We start from the raw sequence: 24796 nt of genomic DNA on the forward strand, positions 1-24796 counted from the left end.
GTCCAGGGGCTGCCGCCCCGGGACCCGGCCGGTCTCGTATATGTGGATCACGCGGTGACGCGCCGGCCGGCGGGACGAGATGTCGATGTCCCCGTCCCGCCAGGTGGCGGCGCGTCACCACGAACGGGCCGTGCGGTCAGGCGGGCGCGGATCGGCCGGGGGCGCCCGGCCCGCGCGGCGCGCGCCCGAGGGTCACTTCTTGACGCAGACCACGTAGACGGTGCCCTTGGCCGAGGCGGAGAAGGTCTGTGCCTGGACACCACCGGAGGCGGGGGCCTTGGCGGAGCCCTTCGTGGCGCTCGGGGTGGCGCTCGGGGCGCTGCCCTTGTCGGTGCCCTGGGCGTCCGAAGCGGCTTCCCTGTCGGCGCTCTGGGCGTCGAAGATCCCGTAGTCCCTGTTCAGGCCCACCGTCCAGGTGGTCGCCGAGGACGGGTAGGTGCCGGTGACCACGAAGTACTTCATGGCGGTGAGGGAGTAGCCGCCGCCGGTCGCGACGTCTCCGCCGTCACAGCTGACCGAGGCGCTGCCGTCGTTGCTCAGGCTGAAGTTCCTGGTGTTGACGTAGGTGGTCAGCGCGGCGCTGTCGCCCGGCTCACCCTTGGGACCCTGCGGACCGGTGTCGCCCTTGGGACCCTGAACGCCCGGCTTGCCGTCGTCACCCTTGGGGCCCTGCGCGCCGGTGTCACCCTTCGGGCCCTGAACGCCCGGCTTGCCGTCGTCACCCTTGGGGCCCTGCGCGCCGGTGTCACCCTTCGGCCCCTGAGCGCCGTCCTTGCCGTCCACGCCCTTCGGCCCCTGCGGGCCGGTCCTGCCCTGGAAGCCGCGCGGCCCCTGCGGGCCCTGCGATCCGGTGTCGCCCTTCGGTCCCTGCGGGCCCCTCGGACCCTGGGGGCCCTGCGGCCCGGCCGAGGCGATGCCCTCCTGGGTCTGGGTCGTCTGGCCCCACCTGACCCGGAACTCGGTCGGCCGGCACTTGGCCGTGGCGTTGACGATCCGGGCGTACCTCGTCTGCTTGTGGACGCACGCGTGAACCTCGGCACCCGCCGATGAGGCGACGGCGCTACCGCTCGCGGTGAACAGGGTTCCGGCGAGCACGCCGACGGTCACGACGGCGAGCGTGCGTCCGCCCGGTAACTTGACAGCCACAGGGCTTCCTTTCTGCGACACCAGAGCCTGGTGTGATGGGAGAGACACGTAATACACGTTTCAACCGTTCCAACGGTTGGCGACGCGTACATCACGCTTCGGCCTCGGAGGAACCGCGTCGTGTCCGCAGGCTCGTGAGCGTGTCCAAGGACGCCCTCCGGTACGGGCCGCGTACGGGATAATCGGTCCGTTCGGGGGAATCCCGCCCGCTGGGCGTGGACGGACACCACAGGGAACCGACCGGGTTCTCCAGACGCGGAGGCCACCGTGCCGACCATCGATCCGACAGGCGCGGTCATCGACGACCGTGCCGGACGGGAACCGTACCTGCCACCGGCGACACAGCCGGTCCGCACCCTGGTATGGATCCTGCACCTGGCGTTACCGATGCTCGGGCTCTGGCTGTTGCTGGCCGAGCCGGACCTGAACATCGTGCTGCACGACAAGCCCACCCACTTCTGGCTGATCATCGCGGTGGCCGGGATCAACCTCGTCCTGGGCCTCATGGTCGGCCAGGCCTCGGCCAGGCGGGCGGACGCCCGGCTGCTGCTCGTCTCCCTGGTCTTCCTCAGCGGTGCCGGGTCGTTCCTGGTGCACGGGCTGACCACACCGGGGATCATCCTGGACCTGGACAAGGCCAGCTACGGCTTCGACCTCTCCCACCCGGTGGGGCTGATCCTGGCCTCGGTGTTCGCGTTCGCCTCGGCGCTGCCGCTGGGCGAGCGGGCGGCCTCGGCCGTGATCCGGCACCAGATGTGGCTGCGCGGCGGGCTCGCCGCCCTGATCGCCGCGTGGGGCGTCGCGTGCCTGATGCCGGACCTGACGCCGCTGAGCGACGAGCCGCCCTCCGCCCCCGGGGGCGTCGGCCTGGGCGGGGCCGAGTGGATCGGGGTGGCCCTGTTCGTCGCCGCGGCCGCGATGATGTTCCAGCTGCACCGCAGGCGTCCCGCGGCCGTGCTGATCAGCCTGGTCACCGCGTACGCGCTGCTGGCCGAGACGTTGGTCGCGGGGCTGTCGCACCGCAACTGGCACCTGTCGTGGTGGCTCTGGCACGTGCTGCTGACCATGGCGTTCGTCTTCGTGGCCTACAGCGCCTACCTGAAGTTCCGCCGGGAGGGCAGCAGCGCGGGGCTGTTCGACTCGGTGGCGCTGTCGGCCACGGTCCGCAGGATCAGGGCCGACTACGAGGCCGCCCTGGAGGAGCTCGTCGGCCACCTGCGGCGCAGGGAGGAGCGTGACGGGGGCGGGGTCCCCGTCGCGGACAGGCTGGCGGGCAAGTTCGGCCTCACCGAGGCTCAGGTCGCGGTGCTCGACCGGGCGGGCGAGGCGCTGGCCAACGAGCGGGAGCTGACCGACCGGCTCACCGCGCTGGTGGAGACCGGCCGGCAGGCCCGCGTGGGCCTGCCGGAGAGCGAGATGCTCTCCCAGAGCCTCGACCGCATCCGGCAGGCGTACGGGGACGTCCGCATCAAACTGGTCGACAACGGGCGGGTCACGGTCAGCTCCAGGGAGTACGGCCAGGCGGACTTCCCCGGTGACCGGCCGATCCGGCTGGAGGGGAAGATCGTCCACCCGCTGACGGTCAAGGGCAGGCTCGCCGGGGCGCTGGAGGTGCCGCTCGGCAGGACGGCGCAGGACGAGGCGCTCGCCGCCACGCTGGCCGGCCAGCTCTCGCTCTCCCTGGAGAACGCCCGGCTCTACAGCGAGCTGGAGACCCTCTTCCGGCAGTACATGTCGCCGGACGTGGCCCAGTCGCTGCTGGCCGACCCGCAGACCGCCGCGCTCGGCGGCGAGCTGGTCGAGCTGACCGCGCTCTTCGCCGACCTGAAGGGGTTCACGAGCTTCTCCGAGCGGGTGGCGCCCGGGGAGATCGTCGAGATGCTCAACCGGTACCACACCGCGGCCGTGCCCATCGTGCTCGGCAACGGCGGCACGATCGTGCAGTTCGTGGGCGACGCGCTGCTCGCGCTGTTCAACGCCCCGGCCCGGCAGGCCGACCACGCCCTCGCCGCGGTACGGGCGGGCCTGGCCATGCAGGAGGCGGCCGAGGAGATCGCCGCGGGGACGCCCGGGTACCCCCGCTTCAGGATCGGCATCAACACCGGCGAGGCGCTCGTCGGCAACATCGGCAGCCCCGAGCTGCGCGGGTTCAACGCGATGGGCGACTGCGTCAACGTGGCGGCCCGGCTGGAGGGCATCGCCGAGCCGGGCAGCGTCGTGATCGGCCAGACCACCCTGGACCTGATCGGCCCCGGGGTCAAGACCCGATCGCTGGGCTGGCTCAACCTCAAGGGGAGGGAGCAGCCCGTCCATGCCTATGTGCTCTCTGAACTGTCGTAGAAATACCTTTCGCCGTCCGAGGCGCGAGGACACAATCGAGATCGCCAGGAGGTGGTCATGACGTCTTCCCCTTCCCCCGAGCCGGGCGAGTTCATCACGAAGCTCACGAGTGAGGAGGTCGCGGACCTGTACGCCGCGGGGCGGCCCAGACACTGGGACAGGGGCGCGACGATGTTCACCGAGGGTGACGTCTCCGACTGGGTGCTGCTCCTGACGTCGGGCCGCGTCAAGGTGTCCTCGCACACCGCGGCCGGCGGTGAGGTGGTGCTCGCGATCCGCGGGCCCGGCGCGCTGATCGGCGAGTTCGCGGCCATCGACGGGCTGCCCCGCTCCTCCACGGTCACCGCCCTCGAACCCGTCGAGGGGATCACGATCCGCGACTTCCCCGCCTACCTGCAGGAGCACGGCAGGGTCGCGGTGCTGCTGATGAAGATGCTGATCGGCAAGATGCGCGACTCCGACCGCAAGCGGATCGAGTACGGCGCGTTCGACACCACCGGCCGCGTGGCCACCCGGCTGATCGAGCTGGCCGAGCGCTACGGCGAGCCGTCCAACGGCGGGGTGCGGGTCGCGCTGCCGCTCTCCCAGGACGAGCTGGCGGGCTGGACCGGGGCCTCGCGGGAGGCTGTCAGCAAGGCGCTGCGCTCCCTGCGCGACCGCGGTCTGATCGAGACGGGCCGGCGGCGCGTGATCGTGCACGACATGGAGGGGTTGCGCAAGCGGGCCCGCTGAGACGGCGCGCGGGGGCTTCCGGGCGGGCCGGACCGACAGGACGTGCGAGGGCTTCCGGGCGGGCCGGACCAAGATCGGCGTACAACGTACGTCAGACTGAGGTTCATGGTCGCAATCCCCCAAGACCTGCCCGGATCCCCCGAATACCTCTCCAGGCTCCGCTACGCATGGCGGGTCTGCTCGGTCACCAGCCTCGGCCTGGTCATGATCGGCATATCCGGCAGCACGCTGAACGTCGCCCTTCCCACCGTGGTCAGGCACTTCCACGCGGACGCGTTCGCGGCCGGCTGGGTGCTGCTGGCCTTTCTGCTCGTCAACACCGCGACGCTGGTGTTCTTCGGGCGGGTGGCCGACCTGATGGGCCGGCGGGAGGTCTATCTGGCGGGGTTCGTCCTGTTCACCGCGGGGTCGCTGCTGGCCGGTCTCTCGCCCGGCATCTGGTTCCTGATCGCGATGCGCGCGGTGCAGGCGGTCGGGGCGGCGATGATCCTCGCCAACGGAACCGTGATCATCACCGACGCCTTCCCCCCCGACCGGCTCAGCCAGGGCATGGGCGTCTACATCGGCACCCTGTCGGTCGCCCAGCTCGCCGGCCCCACCCTGGGCGGCCTGATCGCCGAGACCGCGGGCTGGCAGTGGATCTTCTGGATGAACGTGCCGGCCGGGCTGATCGCCCTGACCTGGGGCGCGTTCACGCTGCGCCGGGTCGCCCGGGGGCCGCGCCGTTCGGTGGACGCGACCGGCAACCTGATCGTGTTCGCCGCCCTGTCCGCCGCCCTGATCGCGCTGTCGGAGGCGGGGTCACGGGGGCTGTCCAGCCCGGTGGTGATCGTCGGTGCGGTGATCACGGTGGTGCTGGTCCCGCTGCTGGTCGTGGTGGAGCGCCGGGCGGCGCACCCCGTCCTGGACGTGCGGCTGTTCGGCGAGCGCATGCTGGCCTTCGCCAACCTGGCCTCCTTCTGCAACGCGCTGGCCCGCTCGGCGCTGATCCTGCTCGTCGCCCTGTACTTCCAGGCCGCCAGGGGGGTCGACGCGGTCACCGCGGCCCTGGGCGTGCTGCCGGTGCCCGTGGGCATGGCCCTGGCCTCCCCGGTGACGGGCGCCCTCGGCCGCCGGATCCGGCCGTACGCGCTCTCGGTGGGAGGCGCCCTGCTGAGCGCGGCCGGGCTGGGCGTCCTGTTGCTGAACGTCGACCCCGCCACGCCGTACTGGATCATCGGGGTGGGGTTGTTCCTGTGCGGCTGCGGCAGCGGCACCTTCCTGACCGGGAACACCACGCAGGTCATGTCCGCCCTGCCCGCGGGGAGCCTGGGCGTGGTGAACGGCTTCCGGCTCATGATCATGAACGTCGGGATCGTGCTGAGCGTCGCCCTGACGCTCAGCGTCCTGACCGGCTCGGTCACCCCCGAGCTGCGCGCGCAGGTGTACGCGGGCACCCTGTCGCGCGTCTCCCCCGTGGCCGTCGAGCAGCTGATGACCGGCTTCAGGACGACCTACGCCGTCCTGTTCGCCGTCGCCCTGGCCGGAGCGCTGATGGCCGCCCTCGCCCGCTCCCGCCGCCCCACCGACCCGGTGCCCTGATCGGCGGCCGCGGGGAACCGCGCGGCGTCACCGGCCGGAGGTACGGGCGGCCAGCGTCTCGATTCCGGTGATCAGGAGGTCGACGCCGAAGGTGTCGTAGAGGCCGGGGGGCCCGTCCTCGGACAGCGGGACGGCCATCTCCACGATGTGCGGGTAGACGTCCGGCGGCAGCGACTGCAGCCTGACCCTCTTCAGGCGCGTCCGCTCGGCCATCTCCGGCTCGGACAGGCCGGGAACGCAGTGCCTGGTGGGGCCCGCCGCCAGCGCGATCGCGCCCTGGAGCAGGTACTGGGAGATCATGCAGATCTCGTCGGGGGAGAACCCTCCGCGCTTGGCCAGGCCGAGGCTGGTGTCCCACACCCGCAGGAAGGCGGGCACCTCCAGGTGCTCCACCTCGCTGAGCACGGACGCCGCGCACGGGTGCCGCCGCAGGATCCGCACCAGGCCGGTGACGAGCTCGCGGAGCCGCTCCTGCCACGGGCCGGCGTGCTCCTGGCCGATCACGAACCCCTCGACCAGGTGGTCGGCCATCGCGACGGTGAGCTGCTCCTTGTTCTTGAAGTGCCAGTAGAGCGCCATCGGCGTGACGCCCAGCTCCTGGGCCAGGCGCCGGATGGTCACCGCGTTCAGCCCTTCGGCGTCACCGATCTCCAGCGCCCGCTCGACGACCGCCTCGCGGGTCAGTTTTCCCATCACGCTTGACAACTATACGCCGTACGAGTTCCACTGTGCACCGTACATGTACGACGTATAAGTACAGCGTAGAGGAAATGGGATGACGGATACCCGCAGGTGGGGGGCACTGGGAGCGATCTCCCTGGCCACCTTCATGACCTATCTCGACAACAACGTGGTGAACGTGGCGCTGCCGACGATCCAGCGCGATCTCGGGTTGAGCGTCTCGGGCCTGGAATGGATCGTGAGCGGCTACATCCTGGTGTTCGCCGGGCTGATGCTCGTGGGCGGGCGCCTGGCCGACGTCTTCGGGAGGCGGCGGATCTTCCTGATCGGCCTGGTGGTGTTCACCGCCGCGTCGCTGGCGGCCGGGCTGTCCACCGGAGGCGGCATGCTCATCGCCACCAGGGCCGTACAGGGGGTGGGCGCGGCGCTTTTGACCCCCACCGCGCTGGCACTGCTCACCTCGGTCTTCCCGGACCCGCGGGAGCGCGCGACCGCGGTCGGCCTGTGGAGCGCGGTGGGCGCGCTGGCGCTGGCCCTCGGGCCGTTGACCGGCGGGCTCATCAGCGAGCGCTGGCACTGGGGCTGGATCTACCTGATCAACGTGCCGATCGGGGTGGTGACGTTCGGCCTCGGCCTGTGGGCCATCAGGACCGGCCCGCCGGAGCGGGTACGGCGCGGCCTCGACGTCCCCGGGCTGGCGACCTCCGGCCTGGCCCTGTTCGCGCTGACGTACGCGCTCATCGAGGGCGCGGGGGCCGGGTGGACCTCGCCGGTCATCCTGGGCGCGTTCGGGATCGCGGCCGTCTCCGCGCTGGCGTTCACGACGATCGAGATCAGGAGCCGGGAGCCGATGATCGATCTGTCGCTGTTCCGGTCGAGGGTGTTCAGCGGGGGCACGCTCTCGATGGGCCTGTGGTCCTTCGGCGTGTTCGGGATCTACTTCTTCACCGCGCTGTACCTGCAGAACGCGCTGGGCTTCTCCCCGATCGAGGCCGGTGCGGCGTTCGTGCCGATGGCGCTGCTGATGGCGGTCAGCGCGGCCGTCGCGCCGAGGCTGGAACGGGCCGCCGGGACCGCGCCGGTCGTGGCGGCCGGGCTCGCGCTGATGGCCGTGGCGGTCTTCGGGATCTCGTTCGTCGGACAGGGCGGGTCGTACGGCGACCTGCTGCCGTGGTTCCTGCTCTACGGACTGGGTGGCGGCATGCTGGTGCCGCTCACCACCGCGATCCTGGGCACGCTGCCCGCCGGCCGGACGGGGATCGCCTCGGGTGTGCTGAACGTCTCGCGCGAGGTCTTCGGCCTGCTCGGGATCACGCTGCTGGGAGCGGTACTGAGCGCTCGGCAGTCGGCGTCGCTGGCCGAGGGGGCCGGGCAGGCGGTGGCCTTCCTGGACGCCTACCGCGACACGCTGGTCGTCGCCGCGGTCATCATCGCGGTGGGCGTGCCGGTCAGCCTGCTGTCGCTGCGGATCGGCCGCTCCCCGCGGCGACCGGCCGCGTCCGCCGGGCGACCCGCCGTCCCGGTGGGGTGACGGACCTCCGGCGGAGGAACACCCGTCCCCGGTCCCGTCGGGAGGCCGTGACGTGCCCGTGCCCGTTCCCGCGCGGCTCCCCTGCCCGCGCCGACATGACCGGCATAATCGAGACGACCGGCCGGGCCGTACGGCGACCCGGCACCGGACCGGCGTCCCGGGCCCCGTCCACCTCGCTCCCTCCGAACCCGTGTCCCCACCCGGCGGGCACGCCGCCGCCCGGGTGCCCGGCAGGAGGAGCACATGCGTTCGGTGACACCGGTGGTGACGGCCGTCGTCCTCGTGACGGGGCCGGGCGTCCCGGCCGGGCATGACGCCGCCCCCACCCCCGCACCGCGCGCCACGACCTCCCCGGCCGTTCCGGCCGAGATCCCGGCCACGGCGGGCACCGCGAAGGGCGTCACGACCGGGACGGCCGCCGCAGGGCCCTCGGGAGGGGACGGGATCCCGCCGGCGTGGCGGGACGTGGCGTCGCTGCGCGTCCTTCCCCGGTGGCCGCGCCAGGCGAGCCACGTCCGGGTGTTCGTGCACTGCCCTCCCGGATCGGACCACGCGATCATCGGCTCCACCGCGTTCACCCTGAAGGGATCGAGACGCCTCTACCGGGAGGTGGGGCTCGGGCTCTCCGGCCGGGGCCTGGCGCACCGCGCCGTGTCCGTCTCCTACTCCGCCCTGCCGGGCCGCCACGGGGCCTGCCTGAGGTGCGTGAAGGTCACGGTGGACGAGCGACCCGCGTCCGGCGGATCCAGGTGATCGGCCGGGACTCCGCACCCCTGCGCGTGCGAAGGTTCAGCGTCCGGCAGTTCTTCGACCGGTGATCCCGGATTCCCGGTGAGCTCCGGGAGGTGATCCCGGGATCCCGGAGCGCTCCGGGAAGGGAACGGCCCCGTCCTCACCGCCCACGGCGAAGTGGTGAGGACGGGGCCGTTCCTGTGAACCGGTCCTTCAGGCCCCGGTCAGGAACCGATCCGGCCGCCTCGGGCGTGCCAGGCGACCACCACGGACGGGCGGGGCTGGGAGGTCCCGCCGTCGGGCCAGTGGCTGCTGGGGTTCTCAACGGTGGCGCCGTTGGTCTCGCCGGGGTGCTGTACGGCGACGAAGACGCTGCGCCGGTCCGCGGTGACCAGCGGGCCGCAGGTCTCCGCACCGACCGGCATGCTCAGGAACTGCTTCAGGTGGCCGCGCTCGGGACCCTGGACCGGCATGGCGAACAGGCCGTCGTGGGCGCCGAGCTGGTTGCCGTCGGTGGAGATCCAGAGGTTGCCCTCGGGGTCGAAGGCGACGTTGTCCGGGCAGGAGATCGGCGAGACCTGGCTCTTGTCGAACCCGGAGAAGTAGGTCGCGGGGTCGTCCGGGTCACCGCAGACCAGCGGCAGCCACCAGGCGAAGGTCGTGGCCCCGGCGTCGTTGCGCCGCTCGACGATCTCCAGGACGTGGCCGTGCTTGTTGGCGGGGCGCGGGTTGGCCTCGTCCACCTGGGCCGGGGTCCGGTTGGAGTTGTTGGTCAGGGCCACGTAGACGCCGCCGGTGACGGGGTTGCGCTCCACGTCCTCGGGACGGTCCATCTTGGTCGCCCCGACCTTGTCTGCCGCCGACCGCGTGTAGACGAGCACCTCGGCGGCCGTCATGCCGGGCACGTGCGAGACGTTGCCGGTGACCAGCGGGATCCAGGTCCCGGAGCCGTCGAACCGCCCGTCGGCGGGGAGCTTCCCGCTGCCGTCGATCTCCGTGGCCGGGCTGTCGCCGGTGAAGCGGGCCACGTACAGCGTGCCGTCGTCCAGCAGCGTCCGGTTGTGCCGGTCGAAGCCCGGGATGTAGCGCTTCCTGGAGACGAACTTGTAGACGTACTCGAACCGCGAGTCGTCGCCCATGTAGGCCACCACCCGGCCGTCGGCGGCCAGGGAGGTGGTGGCGCCCTCGTGGCACATCCGGCCCAGGGCGGTGCGCTTGATCGGGGTGGAGTCGGGGTCGAACGGGTCGATCTCCACGATCCAGCCGGTGCGGTTGACCTCGTTGGGGTGCTTGGCCAGGTCGAAGCGCTCCTCGACCCGGTCGAAACGGCGGTTGCCGCTCGGGATCGCGCTGGTGGTGTTCACCGCGTACCGGGCCAGGAAGGGCTTCTGGGCCTCGGGCACGGCGGTGCCGTTGACGAAGTACTGGTTGAAGTTCTCCTCGCCGCTGAGCACCGTGCCCCACGGCGTGGTGCCGCCCGCGCAGTTGTTCAGCATGCCGACCGGCCTGGTGCCCGCCGGGTCGGCGGCGGTCTTGAGCAGGTCGCTGCCGGCCGCCGGGCCGGTGAACCTCATGGGGGTGTGCACGGTGATGCGGCGGTTGTAGCGGCGCGACCCCCGGGTGACCAGCTTCCACTGACCGGAGGAGCCCACCCGCTCGATCTCGACCACCGAGCCGCCGTGGGCGGCCATCCCGATCCTGATCTGCTCCTCGGTCGCGGCGGTGCCGTCGGTGTAGCCGCGGAACATCAGGTTCTCGTCGGTGTACTCGTGGTTGACCCAGAGCAGGCCGCGCCGCTGGCCCAGCGGGAAGAGCGTCACGTAGTCGCAGTTGTAGCCGAACTGGGCGGCCTGGGCCTCGGCCGTCTGGTTCTCGAAGTCGAACGCGGGGGCGCCGGGCAGCACCGGGTCCCCCCAGCGCACCACGGGCGCCGACAGGTACCCCGGCGGGACGGTCACCCTGTCCTCGGTGTTGGGCGGGACGGCGGTGAAGCGCAGGCCGTTCCGGCCGCCGTGGCCCTGCCCGTGGCCGTGGCCGCGACCGCGCTCCAGGGCGTCGACGTCCGGGTCGGCGACGGCGGGCGCGGACATGCCGACCCCCACCCCGGCGACCAGCGCGCCCAGCGCGCCGGCGCGCAGCATGCCCCGGCGGCTCACGGCCTCGGCGACCACGTCGCCGAAGTAGGTGTTCTCACTGGTGTTCACCACGTCATGGGCGCACTGGTCACCGCAGCGGAACCGGCAGGTGAGCGCGCTACGCCCACCCTTGTGCGGGCTCATGAGCAAGGGGAGCAGTCTGCGCGGCGCCGTGTTCGCCACAGGGTCCTCCAAAGGGGGCGAGGTCTTTCGGCCGGGACGCTACGCGGGCCGGCCGAACCCGGGGTGAACGACGTTCACCCGGACGATGAACCGTTCACGGAAACGGCTGCTCAGAAGGGATCTTGTACCCGCCCGGCGGGTCCCTTCGGTCCGTACCGGCCGCTCCCCGCGGGCATCATGGTGGACGTGCCACCTCACAAGCCCGACGCCGCCAAGGTACGCGCCGCCCTCGACGCCCAGCTGAGCGCTCTCGACGAGCCGCCCTACGACGGTCCCGGAGGGCTCGCCGCCCTGCTGGGAGCCTGCGTGAGCGTGGTGTCGCGGGCCTTCGAGCGGCAGGTCCGGCCCGAACGGGAGATCACCCGCTTCGCCGTACGCCACCTGCTGGACGAGCTGGCGACGGCCGCCCCCGGCCGGACCGTCGAGGTCCGGGTCCCGCCCTACGCGGCGGTGCAGTGCGTGGAGGGGCCCCGGCACACCCGCGGCACCCCGCCCAACGTGGTGGAGACCGACGCGCGTACCTGGCTGGACCTCGCCACCGGCCGCATGACCTGGGCGGAGGCGATGGCGACCGGCAGGGTGGCGGCCAGCGGGGCCCGTGCCGACCTGTCGGACCACCTCCCGCTGCGCTGACCGTCCCGCCGCGCCGGCGCCGTGCCCCCACGGGCGTGCCCGCGCGGGCGGACCGGCGTGGCGCGGGCCGCGGGACCGGGCAGGGCCGCGGCGGGACAGGACCCCGGCGGGGCCGCCCCGGATGGGCGGGCGGCCCCGCCGGGGGTCACGGCGCGGGTCGCACCTGGACGCCGAACCGTTCCTCGATGCAGCGCTGCTGGAGCTCCTGGGGCAGGTTCACGCAGTCGCCGACCTTGTTGTAGAGCCAGCCCACCAGGACCGCGGCGAGCACCAGGGTGAGGATGCTCAGCACGATGCCCACCCAGGCCCGGCCGGGGTTGGACCGCTTGACCAGCGCGACGATGCCGAGGATCAGGCCGACGACCGCCACCAGCACGCCCAGGCCGCAGACGACCAGCAGCAGCAGGGACACGATCCCCAGGACGAGAGCGGCGGTGCCGAGCCCCCCGCCCGGCCTGCGCCGGTCCCCGGGATGCTCCGGATAGGGCTGGCCCGGGTAGCCGGGCGCCGACGGGTACGCCGCGCCGCCCTGGGCCTGCGGGTAGGGGCCGGCCCCCGAGGGCGCCTGCGCACCGGGCTGGGCGTAGGACTGTCCGGCCTGCTGTCCCTGCTGCCCGCCGTAGCCGGGCTGCCCCGCGTATCCCTGCTGTCCTTCATGTCCGGGTTGCTCGCCGTATCCGGGCTGCCCGCCGGGTCCGGTCTGTTCCCCCTGTCCCTGGTATCCCGGTTGCCCGCCGTAGCCGGGCCCGTCCGCCTGCCCGGGCTGCTCCCACCGGCCGGGCTGCTCGGGCTGGGACGAACCGGACGGCCCTGACGGCGTCGGCGGGTCGTACCGCGAGGGCGTGGTGGGGGCGACGGGCGCCCCCGAAGTGCCGGGCGCGCCCGGGGTCTCCGAGCTGCCCTCCCAGCCCGGGTAGGCGGGCGGCGTGCCGCCCGGGACCGGGCGGGAGGACTCCCCGTAGGCGTCGTCCTGGGAGGGGAGCGGCGAGGTGGGCGGGTCGTCGGGGCCGAAGGCGCTCGACCCGCCGGGAGCGGAACTCCCGCGGCCGGCACCCCCGGCGTCCCCGGCACCTCCGGGGTCTCCGGCGTTCCCGGGACCGGAAGCGGCTCCGCCGGAGGGCTCCTCCGCACCGGCCCCTTCCTGGTCGGGACGCCGCTCACGGGGCTCGCGCCGCGGATCGGGCTGGTTCGGGTCCACAGGTGTTGTCACGTCTCTTCTCCCGACGCTCGGACATGGCCGGATACCCCAGAATCCCCCTCTCCTTCCCCGTGAAACAGGCTGACACGGCAAAACGCCGATGACCCTTCGGTCAGGGTGCGGCATGTCGCGGAACGGACCCGGGGGTGCGAGCAGGGAGGAAGCCGACCTAGAATGAAGCATGTGCTGAAGGGCGACGGCCATCTGAGCCATGACCTTGACCCCCACGACCTGCCTCCGAAGGACGCATGTGGCGTCTTCGGGGTCTGGGCCCCTGGGGAAGAAGTCTCCAAACTCACCTACTACGGGCTGTACGCGTTGCAGCACCGCGGCCAGGAGTCCGCGGGCATCGCGGTCAGTGAAGGCAGCAGAATCCTCGTCTACAAGGACATGGGCCTGGTGGCCCAGGTCTTCGACGAGTCCGTGCTCGGAACCCTCCGCGGCCACCTGGCGATCGGCCACTGCCGCTACTCGACCACCGGGTCCAGTGTCTGGGAGAACGCGCAGCCCACGCTGAGCTCGACCGACGGCGGCGGGCTCGCGCTCGCCCACAACGGCAACCTGATCAACACCCCGGAGCTGGCCCGGCGCCTGGCACCGGGCTCCACCCGGGCGACCACCGACACCGAGGTGCTGGCGGCGCTGCTGGCCCAGGACCGCGGCCGGTCCGTCGACGACGCGGCCGCGCAGCTCCTCCCGCAGGTCAGGGGTGCCTACTCGCTCGTCTTCATGGACGAGAAGACGCTGTACGCGGCCCGCGACCCGCAGGGCGTGCGCCCGCTGGTCCTCGGGCGCCTGGAGCGCGGCTGGGCCGTCGCCTCCGAGACCGCGGCCCTGGACATCGTGGGCGCCACGTTCGTCCGCGAGATCGAGCCGGGCGAGCTGATCACCATCGACGAGCGCGGGGTGCGCTCGCGCAGGTTCGCCCTGTCCGAGCCCAAGGGCTGCCTGTTCGAGTACGTCTACCTGGCCCGCCCGGACACCACGATCGCCGGGCGCGGCGTGCAGACCACCCGCGTCGAGGTCGGCCGGGTGCTGGCCCGCGAGCACCCGGTCGAGGCCGACCTGGTCATCCCCACGCCCGAGTCGGGCACCCCCGCCGCCGTCGGCTACGCCGAGGAGAGCGGGATCCCGTACGGCCAGGGGCTCGTCAAGAACTCCTACGTGGGCCGGACCTTCATCCAGCCGTCCCAGACGATCCGCCAGCTGGGCATCCGCCTGAAGCTCAACCCGCTGAGGGAGGTCGTCGCGGGCAAGCGCCTGGTGGTCGTGGACGACTCCATCGTGCGGGGCAACACGCAGCGGGCGATCGTCAAGATGCTCCGCGAGGCGGGCGCCGTCGAGGTCCACGTCCGGATCTCCTCCCCGCCGGTCAGCTGGCCCTGCTTCTACGGCATCGACTTCGCCACCCGGGCCGAGCTGATCGCCGGCTCGCTCGGCGTGGAGGAGATCCGCGCCTCGCTGGGCGCCGACTCGCTGGGTTACATCTCCCTGGAGGGCCTGACCGCGGCCACCACGATCCCGGCCGACCGGCTCTGCCGCGCCTGCTTCGACGGGAACTACCCGATCCCCATCGACCAGGACAACGTGGGCAAGTTCGTGCTGGAGGCCAAGCTGTGAGCCGCGCCCGGGCCCGGACGGGCCGGGCCACCCGCCCGAGGAGAGACGCCCGATGACCAGTTACGCGACCGCCGGGGTGGACATCGAGGCGGGCGAGCGCGCCGTCGAGCTGATGAAGGCGAAGGTCGCGCGGTCGCGCCGGCCCGAGGTGGTGGACGACCCCAGCGGCTTCGCCGGTCTCTTCGACGCCTCGGCCCTGCTGTCGTACCGGCGCCCGCTGCTGACCGGCTCCACCGACGGCGTCGGCACCAAGGTCATGCTGGCCCAGCGGCTGGACAAGCACGACACGATCGGGATCGACCTGGTCGGCATGGTCGTCGACGACCTGGTGGTCTGCGGCGCCGAGCCGCTCTTCATGACCGACTACATCGCCTGCGGCAAGGTGGTGCCCGAGCGGATCGCCGAGATCGTCGGCGGTGTCGCCGAGGGCTGCCGGCTGGCCGGCTGCGCGCTGATCGGCGGCGAGACGGCCGAGCACCCCGGTGCCATGGGCGCAGACGAGTACGACCTCGCCGGGGCCGCCACCGGCGTGGTGGAGGCCGACGCGATGCTCGGCGGGCACAGGGTCCGCGAGGGCGACGTGGTCCTGGCCCTGGCCTCCTCGGGCGTGCACTCCAACGGCTACTCGCTGGTCCGGCACATCATCGCGACCGCCGGCCTCTCGCTGGAGGCCGAGGTGCCCGAGCTGGGCAGGACGCTGGGCGAGGAGCTGCTGGAGCCGACCAGGATCTACTCGCTCGACTGCCTGGAGCTGGCCCGCACGGTCGAGGTGCACGCGTACGCGCACATCACCGGCGGCGGCCTGGCGGGCAACCTGTCCCGTTCGCTGCCGTCCGGGCTGGACGCGGTCCTGGACCGCTCGTCCTGGACGCCCCCGGCCGTCTTCGAGGTGCTCGCCGGGCACGGCGGGGTGGGCCGGGACGACATGGACCGGACGTTCAACCTGGGCGTGGGCATGGCGGCGATCGTCCCCGCGGAGGCCGTGGACGCGGCCCTGGCGCTGCTGGGCGAGCGGAACCTGCCGGCCTGGGTGCTGGGCGAGGTCGTGCCGGGCACCGGCCGGGCGCGCTTCAGCTGATCGTTTCAGCCGGTCCCGGAGCACTCCCGGAGCGGTGATCCGGAAGCCTCCGGGCCCGGGTACGACGAAAGGCGCTCCGGGTCACCCGGAGCGCCTCATGTCACCGATCACGGACCGCCGGACGAGAAGAACACCCGGCGGCCGTTCACCGCCGGGTGTCCCCGCACCACGTTGATCTGAAAGCCGCCTAACGGCGGCCGGAGGGCCCGTCGTCGCGGTCGTCACCGGCGCCGAAGTCCTCGGCGTAGTCGGCGTACCGCTCCGCCAGCTCGTCGTAGGCGTCGTTGGAGTCGTCGTCGTGGTTGGAGTCGTCTCTGACTCCGAGCTCGTCGCGAAGACGCTCAAGATCAGTGCCACCGCTGTTGTACTTCAGCTGGCGAGCAACCTTGACCTGCTTGGCCTTTGCTCGGCCGCGCCCCATTGGCTCGACCCCCTCGTGTGGGGTCGTGCCCGACCCCTCGTCGCTAACGCACCACGCGCTGACGCACCTGACTTGAGCGTCAGCTCTCGTTCGCCTACAACCGTACCCGTTTTACGCCCGGCTCGGTACGCCGTATGGGCGTGTGGGGCTAGTGGCCTAGCCAAATGCCCCTGATTCGCCCGACTTCCGACATTCTGCGCTCGGCTAGCCTATCGGCTGCGACGGCCGGAGGTACGCCATCCTCCGCCGCACTGGAGAAGATCTTGAGAGTCGTGTCGTGGATCTGGGTGGCCTTTGCCCGCGCCCGGTCCATGTTGAATCCCTCGATCTCGTCGGCGACCTGGATGACCCCGCCGGCGTTGACCACGTAGTCGGGCGCGTAGAGGATCCCGCGGTCGGCGAGCTGCTTCTCCACGCCGGGGTGGGCGAGCTGGTTGTTGGCCCCGCCGCAGACCACCGTGGCGCTCAGCCGGGCCACGGTGTCGTCGTCCAGCGCCCCGCCGAGGGCGCACGGCGCGTAGACGTCGAGGGCCGACGCGGTCAGCTCCAGCCGGTCGGCGACCACCTGCACCTGCGGGTGGAGCCCGACGAGCCGCTCCACGGCCCGCTCGCTCACGTCGCAGACCACGACCTCGGCCCCGTCCTCGACCAGGTGGCCGACCAGGCGGTGGCCCACCTTGCCCACCCCCTCCACGCCGACCCTCCGGCCGCGCAGCGACGCGGTGCCCCAGGAGTGCTCGGCGGCGGCGCGCATGCCCTGGAACACGCCGTAGGCGGTCAGGATCGACGAGTCGCCCGCCCCGCCGTGGGCCAGCGTGCGGCCGGTCACGTAGGAGCTCTCGCGGGCCACGACGTCCATGTCCTCGCTGTAGGTGCCGACGTCGCAGGCGGTGAAGTAGCGGCCCCCCAGCGACTGGACGAAGCGGCCGTAGGCCCGCAGCAGCGCCTCGCTCTTGTCCTTCGACGGATCCCCGATGATCACGGCCTTGCCGCCGCCGAGGTCGAGCCCGGCGAGGGCGTTCTTGTAGGCCATCGCCCGCGAGAGGTTGAGCACGTCCGCCAGCGCGGCCTGCTCGCTCTCGTACGGGTAGAACCTGGTGCCGCCCAGGGCCGGGCCGAGGGCGGTGTTGTGGATGGCGATGATCGCGCGCAGGCCGCTGCGCTCATCGGAGCAGAAGACGACCTGCTCGTGTCTGGTCTGGCCGGTTACCGAGCCCGCGTCCTTGTGGGACAGCCCGAAGACGTCGGTCACTGTGGTGACTCCCAGTCGTTCGTTACCACCGCACCGTCGCGGCGGAGATCACCTTCAGCGTAACCACCCTCCGGCCTGGGGACGATTCCCGCACCGGCTCGTCTCAGTGTCCGAGACGGCACCCGCCCGAGGCCCCCGGCTACGGACAACGACCCGCGCTTCGTGACACGATGCGGTCGTGCTGCCCTACGCCGCTTACCTCCGCGTCTACGAACCGCTGGCCGCGTTCGCCCCGGCGGAGCGCGCCTCCTGGGCCGCCTACGCCGAGGCGACCGACCGGCCGCGCCGGGCCGGCGCCCTGCACGCCGAGCACGGCGAGGCGGTGCGCCGCCTCCTCGGGGTGCCCCCGGCACCGGCGCCCGCCCAGGAGAGCCCCAACGCCTATCTGAGGCGCGTGGAGGACGTCCTGTACGTCTGCCCCTGGCAGAGCAGGCTGCGGTCCTGGCTGGCCTTCTCGCGCTTCCGCGGCGCGACCCCGCCCAAGCTGATGGAGCGGTTCGTCCCGGCCGCGGTGGCCGCGCAGACGGCCGACGACTTCGACCGGTTCAAGCGCCGCACCGACTCGGCCGCGCTGCGCACCCACATCCGCGGCTCCACCTGGCACGTTCCGACCTCGTGGTTCGTCCCCTTCGACGGCAACGAGCGCTGGCTGGTCATCGACGGGCCCGGGGACCAGGGCCAGGAGGGCACCACCACCACGCGCAACCTGATCTACGTCACGTCCATGGCCCACGCCCGGCGCCGCAGCGCCCGCGCCCTGCAGATCATCAGGAGGCAGGTGGGGGAGGTCCCGGTCACCGGCGAGGTGGAGGACGTGGCGCGCTGGCTGGAGGAGTTCCACCCCCACTCGCTGGTCGAGCTCGACTACGGGGGCATCGTCAACCTGATGGACGACGAGACGCTCCAGGCCGACGAGTCGGTGGCCGAGCTCGCCGCGGCGCTGACGGGTCTGGAAAAAGGCGAGGAAGAACTGGCGTTCGCCATGTATCAGCGCGTCATTCTCCGCTGGAGATCAATACAACTTCTCGAATCAGCAAACTGAGTCGCAAATCCACCCTTCGACCTGCGTAAGTAGATCCGTCGATGACCGGGGATGCACCTACGAACTGAGTAGTTTGCCGTTTTCACTGCGATACCACGAAACGTGTCGCTAGAATCACCGAGCGTGACCACAACAGGTGTACAAGAGAGATGAGTCGCTCAAAGGCTCGCCAATCGCTCTACGTGGCTGTATGGTCACATCGGGTGATGCCGCATATGGCCCAAACAGCCGCACGCATGGGCCATAGGCGGACATCCGTGACAAGCGTCAAGTCGCAGGATCGCTGTCGCCGGTCCACATGGAGGAGAGGCCGCACAAATGTCAGCTCGTACACCCGAGGCAGAGCCGCTGCTCACCCCGGCGGAGGTCGCAACCATGTTCCGGGTCGATCCCAAGACCGTGACCCGGTGGGCGAAGGCGGGCAAGTTGACGTCCATCCGCACCCTGGGTGGGCACCGCCGGTACCGGGAGACCGAGGTTCGCGCGCTGCTGGCGGGGATTCCGCAACAGCGCTCAGAGTAAGACGGGGGCCGTTACCGACCTAGGGGGATTGGTGCGCGCTCCCCACGTGAGCGCGCAGGCCACAGATTCGTGGGGAGCGGCGCCGCCCGCCCGGCGCCGCCCCGGCACGCGTTCCGCGAAGAACACGCGCTCACGCCCGACGGTCCTCGCACCGTGACGGGCACGCGTCCCACGGGGGGACGGACCGACGCGAGCGGGACGGGAGCGGGACCGCGGCGAGGCCGCGGGGCGGGACCGGACGGGACACGTCCGGGACGGGACCGGGGAGCGGCCGCGAGGGACCGGGGAGCGGCCGCGCGTGCCGGGGATCAGCCGGATCCGGCCGGCCGGTCCGTTTCCAGATCGGCCAGCAGCCGGGCGACCCGGGCGTCGTGCCGTGCCGCCGCCCCGAGCAGCGCCACCATCTGGTCGATCAGCAGACGCTCCAGCTCGGGCCGCTCGACGTCGCGGTGCTCCAGCCAGTCCAGGCCCGCGGTCTCGACCGAGGCGATCCACGAGCGCAGCGTGATGCGCAGCACCGGCCCCGGCTCTTCGACCCGCATCTGCTTCATGATCAGACGGAACAGCCGCTGCCGGACGGAGTCGACGATCTCGCCGATCTCGCCGCTGCGGTTGGCGGGGCCGCCCCTGAGCAGCGCGGCGAACCCCGCGGCGTGCTCCTCGACGAAGTCGAAGTAACGGGTCAGGCCCCCCGTCATCTCCTCCAGCGGGCGCCCGTCCTGGTGCGGCCGCAGCCGCGCCTCCAGCTGGGCCGCGGCGCTCTTGAGGGCGGCGACGTACAGCTCCTGCTTGCCGCCGAAGTAGTGGTAGACCAGGGCCCGTGACGCGCCCGCCGCGGAGGCCACGTCGTCGATCGACACGTCCTCGGCGTCATGCCGGCTGAACAGCTCCAGGGCCGCCATCATGAGCTCCTCACGACGCCGGTCCACGCTGAGCCTGCGCCGTGCCGGTCGCGCGCCGCCCGCCGCAGGTCTCGCCTGCTCGGCGGCTCCGGATGTCGAACCCACACCGTGCACACTAGCGGAGCCGACACGCGCGACGGCGGGGTCAAGATCGGAGTTCCCTCGCGCCGAGGCCGTACCCCATTAGGAACTCGATCGTTTTGAGTGACAGGTGCCCATCCACCATCCCGGGGGAGAGCCATGTCAGGACCGCCGGTCAACACCACCGTCACCCGAGCCCGCGAGTTCACCGCGCCCGTCTTGTCCGACGGGGGCGGGGGACCACGCCCCAGACCCACGATCCGCAACGTGGCAGAACGAGCCGGTGTCTCCAAATCACTGGTCTCGCTCGTGCTGCGCGGTTCGCCGCACGTCAGCGAGCACCGCCGCCAGGCCGTGCTCCAGGCCGCCAGAGACCTCGGCTACCGGCCCAACGCGGTCGCGCGCAGCCTGGTCGAGGGCCGTACCCACCTGGTCGGGGCGCTCGTCGCCGACCTGCACAACCCCTTCTACGCCGAGTTCCTGGACGGCCTGCAGGAGAGCCTGCACGGCGACGGGCTGAGGCTCCTCATCGGCAACAGCCAGTGGGACCCCGCCTTCGAGGACGAGGCGGTCGAGGCCTTCCTCGAACTGCGCGTCGACGGGCTCGTCCTGCTCGGCATCGCGCCCACCAGCGGCACGCTCGTCGAGGCCACCGGCTACACGCCCACGGTCGTGGTGGGCGAGCGCGACATCGACCTCGGCGGCGTGGACATCGTCGTCGACGACGACCAGCTCGGTGCCCGCCTGGCCGTCGACCACCTGGTGGAGCTCGGCCACCGCAGGATCGCCCACATCGAGGCGACCGGCATCTCCTGCGGGCGTTTCCGCTGCGAGGGCTACCTGGTCGCGATGCGCAGGCACTCCCTGGCCCCGTACATCATGGTCGAGGAGGGCGAGCCCAGCGAGGAGGGCGGCGCGCGCGCGGCGCACAGCCTGCTCACCCGCGACCCCCGGCCCACAGCGATCTTCGCCGCCAACGACCTGGTGGCCATGGGCGTCCTGTCCGCCGCCGCCGAGCTGGGCCTGCGCGTCCCCGAGGACCTGTCCGTGGTCGGGTACGACAACATCCGCCGCGCCGGGACCCAGCCGGTCGCGCTGACCACCGTGGACCAGCCACGCCGTGCCATGGGGCGTTCCGCCGCCGCCCTGCTGCACGACCGGATCGGCGACCCCGGCAAGGCCTCGCGCCTGCGGCAGGTCGCCCCCGAACTGGTCGTACGGCGCAGCACGAGCCCCACCCCGGGGTAAACGGCCTGCCTGGAGCGTTACAGGACGCCCAGGCAGGCTCCATGACCTCCCCAAATCCAGGTCAACATCCCGGACCACGGCGCGCCGCCGGTGTTGACTCCGAGCGAGACGAGGGGGGTAACAATGCGTGATCCGGAACTGGTGTCATGCGCCCAGCGGGCGGCCGCCGAACTCGAACGGGCGTGGGCCCACTGGCGGGCCACCCGGGGCCGCGGCGGGGACGCGGGGGTCGAGTCCGTGGCCAGCTACGTGGCCCATTCGATCGACCACCCATGGGGGCGTCCCCGCGTGGTCCTCGGCCTGGACGCCGAGGACGCCAGGGAGCTGGCCTCGCTCCTGCAGAAGCAGGAGGTCGGCGAGCACGCCTGGTGACGGACGGAAGGGGCCATATCGCGACAACGGCTGAGCCACGCCGCCAAGCCACGTAAGTTGGGTGGTCGACGACCTATCTTGGGGGCGATGAGCGTGACCGGCAGAGCACTCGCGACGACCCTTGTCCTGTGCGGCCTGGGCGCGGCCGCCTGCGGCGGCACCGGCGGCACCGGCGGCACGGACCTCGCGCGGGAACGCGGACCGGTCCCGGCGGCCGACGCGGGCTCCGGCCCGGCGACCGGGACCTCCCCCGCGGACGGTGCGGACGCCCCGGCGGGCGACGGCGCGGCGGACGGCACGGACGGCCCCGCGACCGGCGCGGCGAACGATCCCGCGGTGAGCCCGGCGAGCCGGACCGCCGGCTCCAGGCCGCTCACCGGCAAGGTCGTGGTCGTCGATCCCGGGCACAACGGGCAGAACTACCGTCATCCCGCGGAGATCAACAAGAAGGTCAACGTGCTGACCCAGTGGAAGGCGTGCGACACCACGGGCACCGCCACCGCGAACGGCTACAGCGAGGCGGCCTTCACCTGGGACGTCTCCCAGCGCCTGACGGCGATCCTCAAGAGCCGTGGCGCGACGGTCAAGCTGACCCGCGCGAACAACTCCGGCGTCGGCCCGTGCATCACCCAGCGGGCCGCGATCGGCAACCGGGCCAAGGCGGACGCGGCGATCTCCGTCCACGCCGACGGGTCGAGCACCGCGAACCACGGCTTCCACGTGATCATGCCGAGGAAGATCGGCGGGCCGGTGGACCCGGTGGTCGGGGCCTCCAAGCGGCTCGGTCTGAGCGTGCGGGACGCCTTCCGGCGCGGAACCGGCCTGGCGTACTCGACCTACATCGGCCGGCAGGCGCTGGACTACCGCAACGACCTCGGCGGCCTGAACCTCTCCACGGTGCCCAAGATCTTCATCGAGTGCGGCAACATGAAGAACCCCGCCGAGGCCGCCAAGTTCCAGCGGGCGGCGTTCCGGCAGCGGGTCGCGCTCTCCCTGGCGGACGGGCTCCAGGCGTACCTGAGGTAGCGGCTCACCCGCGCTCGCGCGGGACGGCTCGCGCGCTCCGGGCCGCCCGCCGGTCCGCCCGGAGCGGAAGCCGGGACCGCTCGCCGGGACGACCGTCGCGGACGAGCGGGCCGTGGGGCCGCCGATGCCGGTGGGGCGGGCCGGGAATGGCGGGGCGCGGAGTGACTTGACATGATCTGACCATGACCGATCTCCTGCCGCTCCCCTCTGCCGTCACGGCCGCCGACGGCCGCGTGGACCTTCCCTTCGGGCTCACGGTGTCCGGTCCCGCCGAACCGGTCGCCGCGCTCCGGACCGCGCTGGCGGTGCTCGACCCGGTTCCCGGCGAGGCGGGGACGATCACGGTGGAGACGGACCCGGCGCTCGGGCGTGAGGCGTACACGATGGAGGTGGCGGCCGGCGGGGTGCGGATCACGGCCGGGGACCGGGCGGGGGCCTTCTACGCGGGGCAGACGCTGCGGCAGCTGCTCCCCGACGCGGCGTTCCGCGCGGCGACCGGCACCTCCGGCGGCCCCGGTGGCGCGGGAGGCATTGGGGGCCCTGGGGGGGCGGTCTGGAGCGTGCCGGCGTGCCGGGTGCGGGACGCGCCCCGGTTCTCCTGGCGGGGGGCGCACCTGGACGTGGCGCGGCACTTCCTGCCCCGGCGCGAGGTGCTCAGGATGATCGACCTCATGGCGGCGCACAAGCTGAACCGCCTGCACCTGCACCTGGTCGACGACCAGGGCTGGCGGGTGGAGAGCAGGGCGCACCCGCGGCTGCACGAGGTGGGCTCGCACCGGCCGCGCACGGTCGTGGGTCACCACCGGGAGCAGCCCGCCTTCGACGACGTCCCGCACGGCGGGTACTACACGCTGGACGACCTGGCCGAGATCGGCGCCTACGCGCGGGCGCGGGCCGTGACGGTGGTTCCCGAGATCGACGTACCGGGGCACGCCTCGGCGATCCTCGCGGCCTACCCCGGGCTGGACGCCCGCGCCACCGGCGGGCGCCGCCCCGAGCCCCACCGGGTGCTGGAGCGCTGGGGCATCTCCCCCGCGATCCTGTCCCCCCTGCCGGAGACCGTCGCCTTCCTGACCGACGTGTTCGACGAGATCCTCGGGGCGCTGGGCGAGACCCCGTACGTCCACGTCGGCGGGGACGAGTGCGTGCTCGACGACTGGGCCGCCTCCCCCGAGATCGTCGCCTTCCAGGCGGAGCTCGGGCTGGACAGCCCGGCCGAGCTGCACGCCTGGTTCCTGCGGCGGCTGGCGGACGTGCTGGCCGAGCGCGGAAGCCGGGCGGTGGTCTGGGACGAGGCGTTCGTCAGCGGCATGCTCAGGCCCGACACGATCGTGATGCCCTGGCGGGGGCCCGGCGTGGCCAGGCGTGCCGCCGCGGCCGGGCACGACGTGGTGCAGACCCCGGTGTTCCCGCTCTACTTCGACTACGCCGAGGAGTCCTCCGAGCGCGAGCCGATCGCCATCGGCGACGCGATCACCGTGGCGGACGTGGCCGCCTACCGGCCCGCCCCCGAGGAGTGGCCCCCGGCCGAGCGCGAGCGCGTGCTCGGCGCGCAGTTCCAGCTCTGGAGCGAGCGGCTGCCCGACGCGCGCGCGGTGGACTACCGGGCCTGGCCCCGGGGGTGCGCGCTGGCCGAGGTGGCCTGGTCGGGGGGTGCCGGGGACGGTTTCGACTCCCGGCTCCGGGCCCACCTGGGCCGCCTCGACGCGCTCGGCGTGGAGTACCGGCCGCAGGACGGCCCGCGTCCCTGGCAGACCGGCGGGACCGGCCCCCGGCGCCACCGCCCGGGGGTCGTCCGCGTGGACGAGGCCATGAGGCACCTGGAGGAGATGACCCACGAGGCCGACTCCACCCGTCCCAGCGTCTGAGTCCCGGCCCGCCGCCCGTCACGTCCGCCCGCCCGTCACGCCCGTCACGTCCGTCCGGACGGACGGGGTGGTCAGGCGGAGGCCACCTGGTAGCCGGCCTCCTCGATGGCGGCGCGGACGGCCGCGTCCTCGGGCGCGTCGCCCGAGACCTCGACCCGCCCGGTCTCCAGGTCGACCTCGACGCCGGTGACGCCGGGGACCTCGCCGACCTCCTCCTTGACCGAGCTCACGCAGTGGCCGCAGGTCATGCCGGTGACGGTGTACGTGGTCACGCTCATCGTTCCTCCAATGTCCCGAGATTACCCTCCCCGGGTATATGCCCGGCCGTGACGACGCTCGGGCGGATGGAGGCGATAGCCGGGAGGGACGGAGCGGGACGGGCCCGGGGCCGTACCGGGACGTTCCAGAGGTAGACCCGGCCGGAAAGGCCGATCAGACGCACGGATCGCGGGGGCCGGACCGACCCCCGCGG

General features: G+C 72.5%; 22 protein-coding genes. 14 read left to right on the forward strand and 8 right to left on the reverse strand.

Annotation, left to right across the window (positions count from 1 at the left end):
* Positions 1-192: 192 nt before the first annotated feature.
* Complete coding sequence (locus ACZ6RT_RS10930; protein ID WP_470153106.1) at positions 193-1146, reverse strand: hypothetical protein; 954 nt, start codon at positions 1144-1146, stop codon at positions 193-195.
* 267 nt (positions 1147-1413) lie between these two features.
* On the opposite strand from ACZ6RT_RS10930, the gene ACZ6RT_RS10935 reads away from it, so the two are divergent.
* The 3 genes from ACZ6RT_RS10935 to ACZ6RT_RS10945 all read left to right on the forward strand — a co-directional run bounded on the left by ACZ6RT_RS10935 (position 1414) and on the right by ACZ6RT_RS10945 (position 5799).
* The gene (locus tag ACZ6RT_RS10935; RefSeq protein WP_470153108.1) at positions 1414-3486 is read left to right on the forward strand and encodes an adenylate/guanylate cyclase domain-containing protein; all 2073 of its coding nucleotides are present in this window, start codon (positions 1414-1416) and stop codon (positions 3484-3486) included.
* A gap of 57 nt (positions 3487-3543) precedes the next feature.
* Positions 3544-4218 carry a Crp/Fnr family transcriptional regulator gene (locus tag ACZ6RT_RS10940; protein ID WP_344899790.1) on the forward strand — a complete coding sequence of 225 codons (675 nt, stop codon included), beginning with the start codon at positions 3544-3546 and terminating at the stop codon, positions 4216-4218.
* Between the two features lie 105 nt (positions 4219-4323).
* The gene (locus ACZ6RT_RS10945) at positions 4324-5799 is read left to right on the forward strand and encodes an MFS transporter (RefSeq protein ID WP_399189507.1); all 1476 of its coding nucleotides are present in this window, start codon (positions 4324-4326) and stop codon (positions 5797-5799) included.
* Positions 5800-5826: 27 nt separating this feature from the next.
* Here the strand turns inward: ACZ6RT_RS10945 and ACZ6RT_RS10950 are convergent, their stop codons facing one another.
* Positions 5827-6492, reverse strand: a complete 666-nt coding sequence (locus tag ACZ6RT_RS10950) for a TetR/AcrR family transcriptional regulator (RefSeq protein ID WP_399190031.1) — start codon at positions 6490-6492, stop codon at positions 5827-5829.
* 82 nt (positions 6493-6574) lie between these two features.
* On the opposite strand from ACZ6RT_RS10950, the gene ACZ6RT_RS10955 reads away from it, so the two are divergent.
* Positions 6575-8011: a DHA2 family efflux MFS transporter permease subunit gene (locus ACZ6RT_RS10955; RefSeq protein ID WP_470153110.1), complete on the forward strand. Its 1437-nt coding sequence runs from the start codon at positions 6575-6577 to the stop codon at positions 8009-8011.
* A gap of 243 nt (positions 8012-8254) precedes the next feature.
* On the forward strand, positions 8255-8764 hold the full coding sequence (locus ACZ6RT_RS10960) for a hypothetical protein (protein WP_470153112.1): 510 nt from the start codon (positions 8255-8257) through the stop codon (positions 8762-8764).
* Between the two features lie 203 nt (positions 8765-8967).
* Here ACZ6RT_RS10960 and ACZ6RT_RS10965 read toward each other — a convergent pair whose 3' ends face one another.
* Positions 8968-11061 carry a PhoX family protein gene (locus tag ACZ6RT_RS10965; RefSeq protein WP_470153114.1) on the reverse strand — a complete coding sequence of 698 codons (2094 nt, stop codon included), beginning with the start codon at positions 11059-11061 and terminating at the stop codon, positions 8968-8970.
* Between the two features lie 186 nt (positions 11062-11247).
* On the opposite strand from ACZ6RT_RS10965, the gene ACZ6RT_RS10970 reads away from it, so the two are divergent.
* The gene (locus ACZ6RT_RS10970) at positions 11248-11694 is read left to right on the forward strand and encodes a sterol carrier family protein (RefSeq protein WP_399189515.1); all 447 of its coding nucleotides are present in this window, start codon (positions 11248-11250) and stop codon (positions 11692-11694) included.
* Positions 11695-11839: 145 nt separating this feature from the next.
* On the opposite strand, the gene ACZ6RT_RS10975 is transcribed toward ACZ6RT_RS10970, so the two are convergent.
* Positions 11840-12904, reverse strand: coding sequence for a DUF4190 domain-containing protein (locus ACZ6RT_RS10975; protein ID WP_470153116.1), 1065 nt, complete (start codon positions 12902-12904; stop codon positions 11840-11842).
* 162 nt (positions 12905-13066) lie between these two features.
* Between ACZ6RT_RS10975 and purF the strand changes: the two genes are divergently transcribed.
* Both purF and purM read left to right on the forward strand, forming a co-directional pair.
* Positions 13067-14512: an amidophosphoribosyltransferase gene (purF, locus tag ACZ6RT_RS10980; RefSeq protein WP_399189519.1), complete on the forward strand. Its 1446-nt coding sequence runs from the start codon at positions 13067-13069 to the stop codon at positions 14510-14512.
* A gap of 52 nt (positions 14513-14564) precedes the next feature.
* On the forward strand, positions 14565-15590 hold the full coding sequence (gene purM / locus ACZ6RT_RS10985) for a phosphoribosylformylglycinamidine cyclo-ligase (protein WP_470153118.1): 1026 nt from the start codon (positions 14565-14567) through the stop codon (positions 15588-15590).
* A gap of 187 nt (positions 15591-15777) precedes the next feature.
* Here purM and ACZ6RT_RS10990 read toward each other — a convergent pair whose 3' ends face one another.
* Together ACZ6RT_RS10990 and ACZ6RT_RS10995 are read right to left on the reverse strand one after the other, a co-directional pair.
* Positions 15778-16011: a DUF3073 domain-containing protein gene (locus ACZ6RT_RS10990; protein ID WP_344899803.1), complete on the reverse strand. Its 234-nt coding sequence runs from the start codon at positions 16009-16011 to the stop codon at positions 15778-15780.
* 148 nt (positions 16012-16159) lie between these two features.
* On the reverse strand, positions 16160-17263 hold the full coding sequence (locus ACZ6RT_RS10995) for a Leu/Phe/Val dehydrogenase (RefSeq protein ID WP_399189523.1): 1104 nt from the start codon (positions 17261-17263) through the stop codon (positions 16160-16162).
* A 178-nt stretch (positions 17264-17441) separates the two neighbouring features.
* Here ACZ6RT_RS10995 and ACZ6RT_RS11000 point away from each other — a divergent pair, with 178 nt between their 5' ends.
* Both ACZ6RT_RS11000 and bldC read left to right on the forward strand, forming a co-directional pair.
* Positions 17442-18305: a DUF8083 family protein gene (locus ACZ6RT_RS11000; protein ID WP_399189526.1), complete on the forward strand. Its 864-nt coding sequence runs from the start codon at positions 17442-17444 to the stop codon at positions 18303-18305.
* A gap of 318 nt (positions 18306-18623) precedes the next feature.
* Positions 18624-18827: a developmental transcriptional regulator BldC gene (gene bldC, locus ACZ6RT_RS11005; protein WP_013133571.1), complete on the forward strand. Its 204-nt coding sequence runs from the start codon at positions 18624-18626 to the stop codon at positions 18825-18827.
* Between the two features lie 308 nt (positions 18828-19135).
* Here bldC and ACZ6RT_RS11010 read toward each other — a convergent pair whose 3' ends face one another.
* Positions 19136-19834, reverse strand: a complete 699-nt coding sequence (locus tag ACZ6RT_RS11010; protein ID WP_399189528.1) for a TetR/AcrR family transcriptional regulator — start codon at positions 19832-19834, stop codon at positions 19136-19138.
* Positions 19835-19969: 135 nt separating this feature from the next.
* Here ACZ6RT_RS11010 and ACZ6RT_RS11015 point away from each other — a divergent pair, with 135 nt between their 5' ends.
* The 4 genes from ACZ6RT_RS11015 (at position 19970) to ACZ6RT_RS11030 (ending at position 24324) form a co-directional block, all read left to right on the forward strand.
* Positions 19970-21058, forward strand: coding sequence for a LacI family DNA-binding transcriptional regulator (locus tag ACZ6RT_RS11015; RefSeq protein WP_399189530.1), 1089 nt, complete (start codon positions 19970-19972; stop codon positions 21056-21058).
* A gap of 123 nt (positions 21059-21181) precedes the next feature.
* The gene (locus tag ACZ6RT_RS11020) at positions 21182-21430 is read left to right on the forward strand and encodes a hypothetical protein (RefSeq protein WP_344899812.1); all 249 of its coding nucleotides are present in this window, start codon (positions 21182-21184) and stop codon (positions 21428-21430) included.
* Positions 21431-21517: 87 nt separating this feature from the next.
* On the forward strand, positions 21518-22456 hold the full coding sequence (locus ACZ6RT_RS11025; RefSeq protein WP_470153122.1) for an N-acetylmuramoyl-L-alanine amidase: 939 nt from the start codon (positions 21518-21520) through the stop codon (positions 22454-22456).
* A gap of 182 nt (positions 22457-22638) precedes the next feature.
* The gene (locus ACZ6RT_RS11030; RefSeq protein ID WP_470153123.1) at positions 22639-24324 is read left to right on the forward strand and encodes a beta-N-acetylhexosaminidase; all 1686 of its coding nucleotides are present in this window, start codon (positions 22639-22641) and stop codon (positions 24322-24324) included.
* 71 nt (positions 24325-24395) lie between these two features.
* Here ACZ6RT_RS11030 and ACZ6RT_RS11035 read toward each other — a convergent pair whose 3' ends face one another.
* A complete protein-coding gene (locus tag ACZ6RT_RS11035; RefSeq protein WP_399189537.1) occupies positions 24396-24602 on the reverse strand; it encodes a heavy-metal-associated domain-containing protein in 207 nt (68 codons plus the stop codon).
* Positions 24603-24796: the final 194 nt, after the last annotated feature.

Source organism: Streptosporangium sp. NPDC050148, from assembly GCF_055586505.1.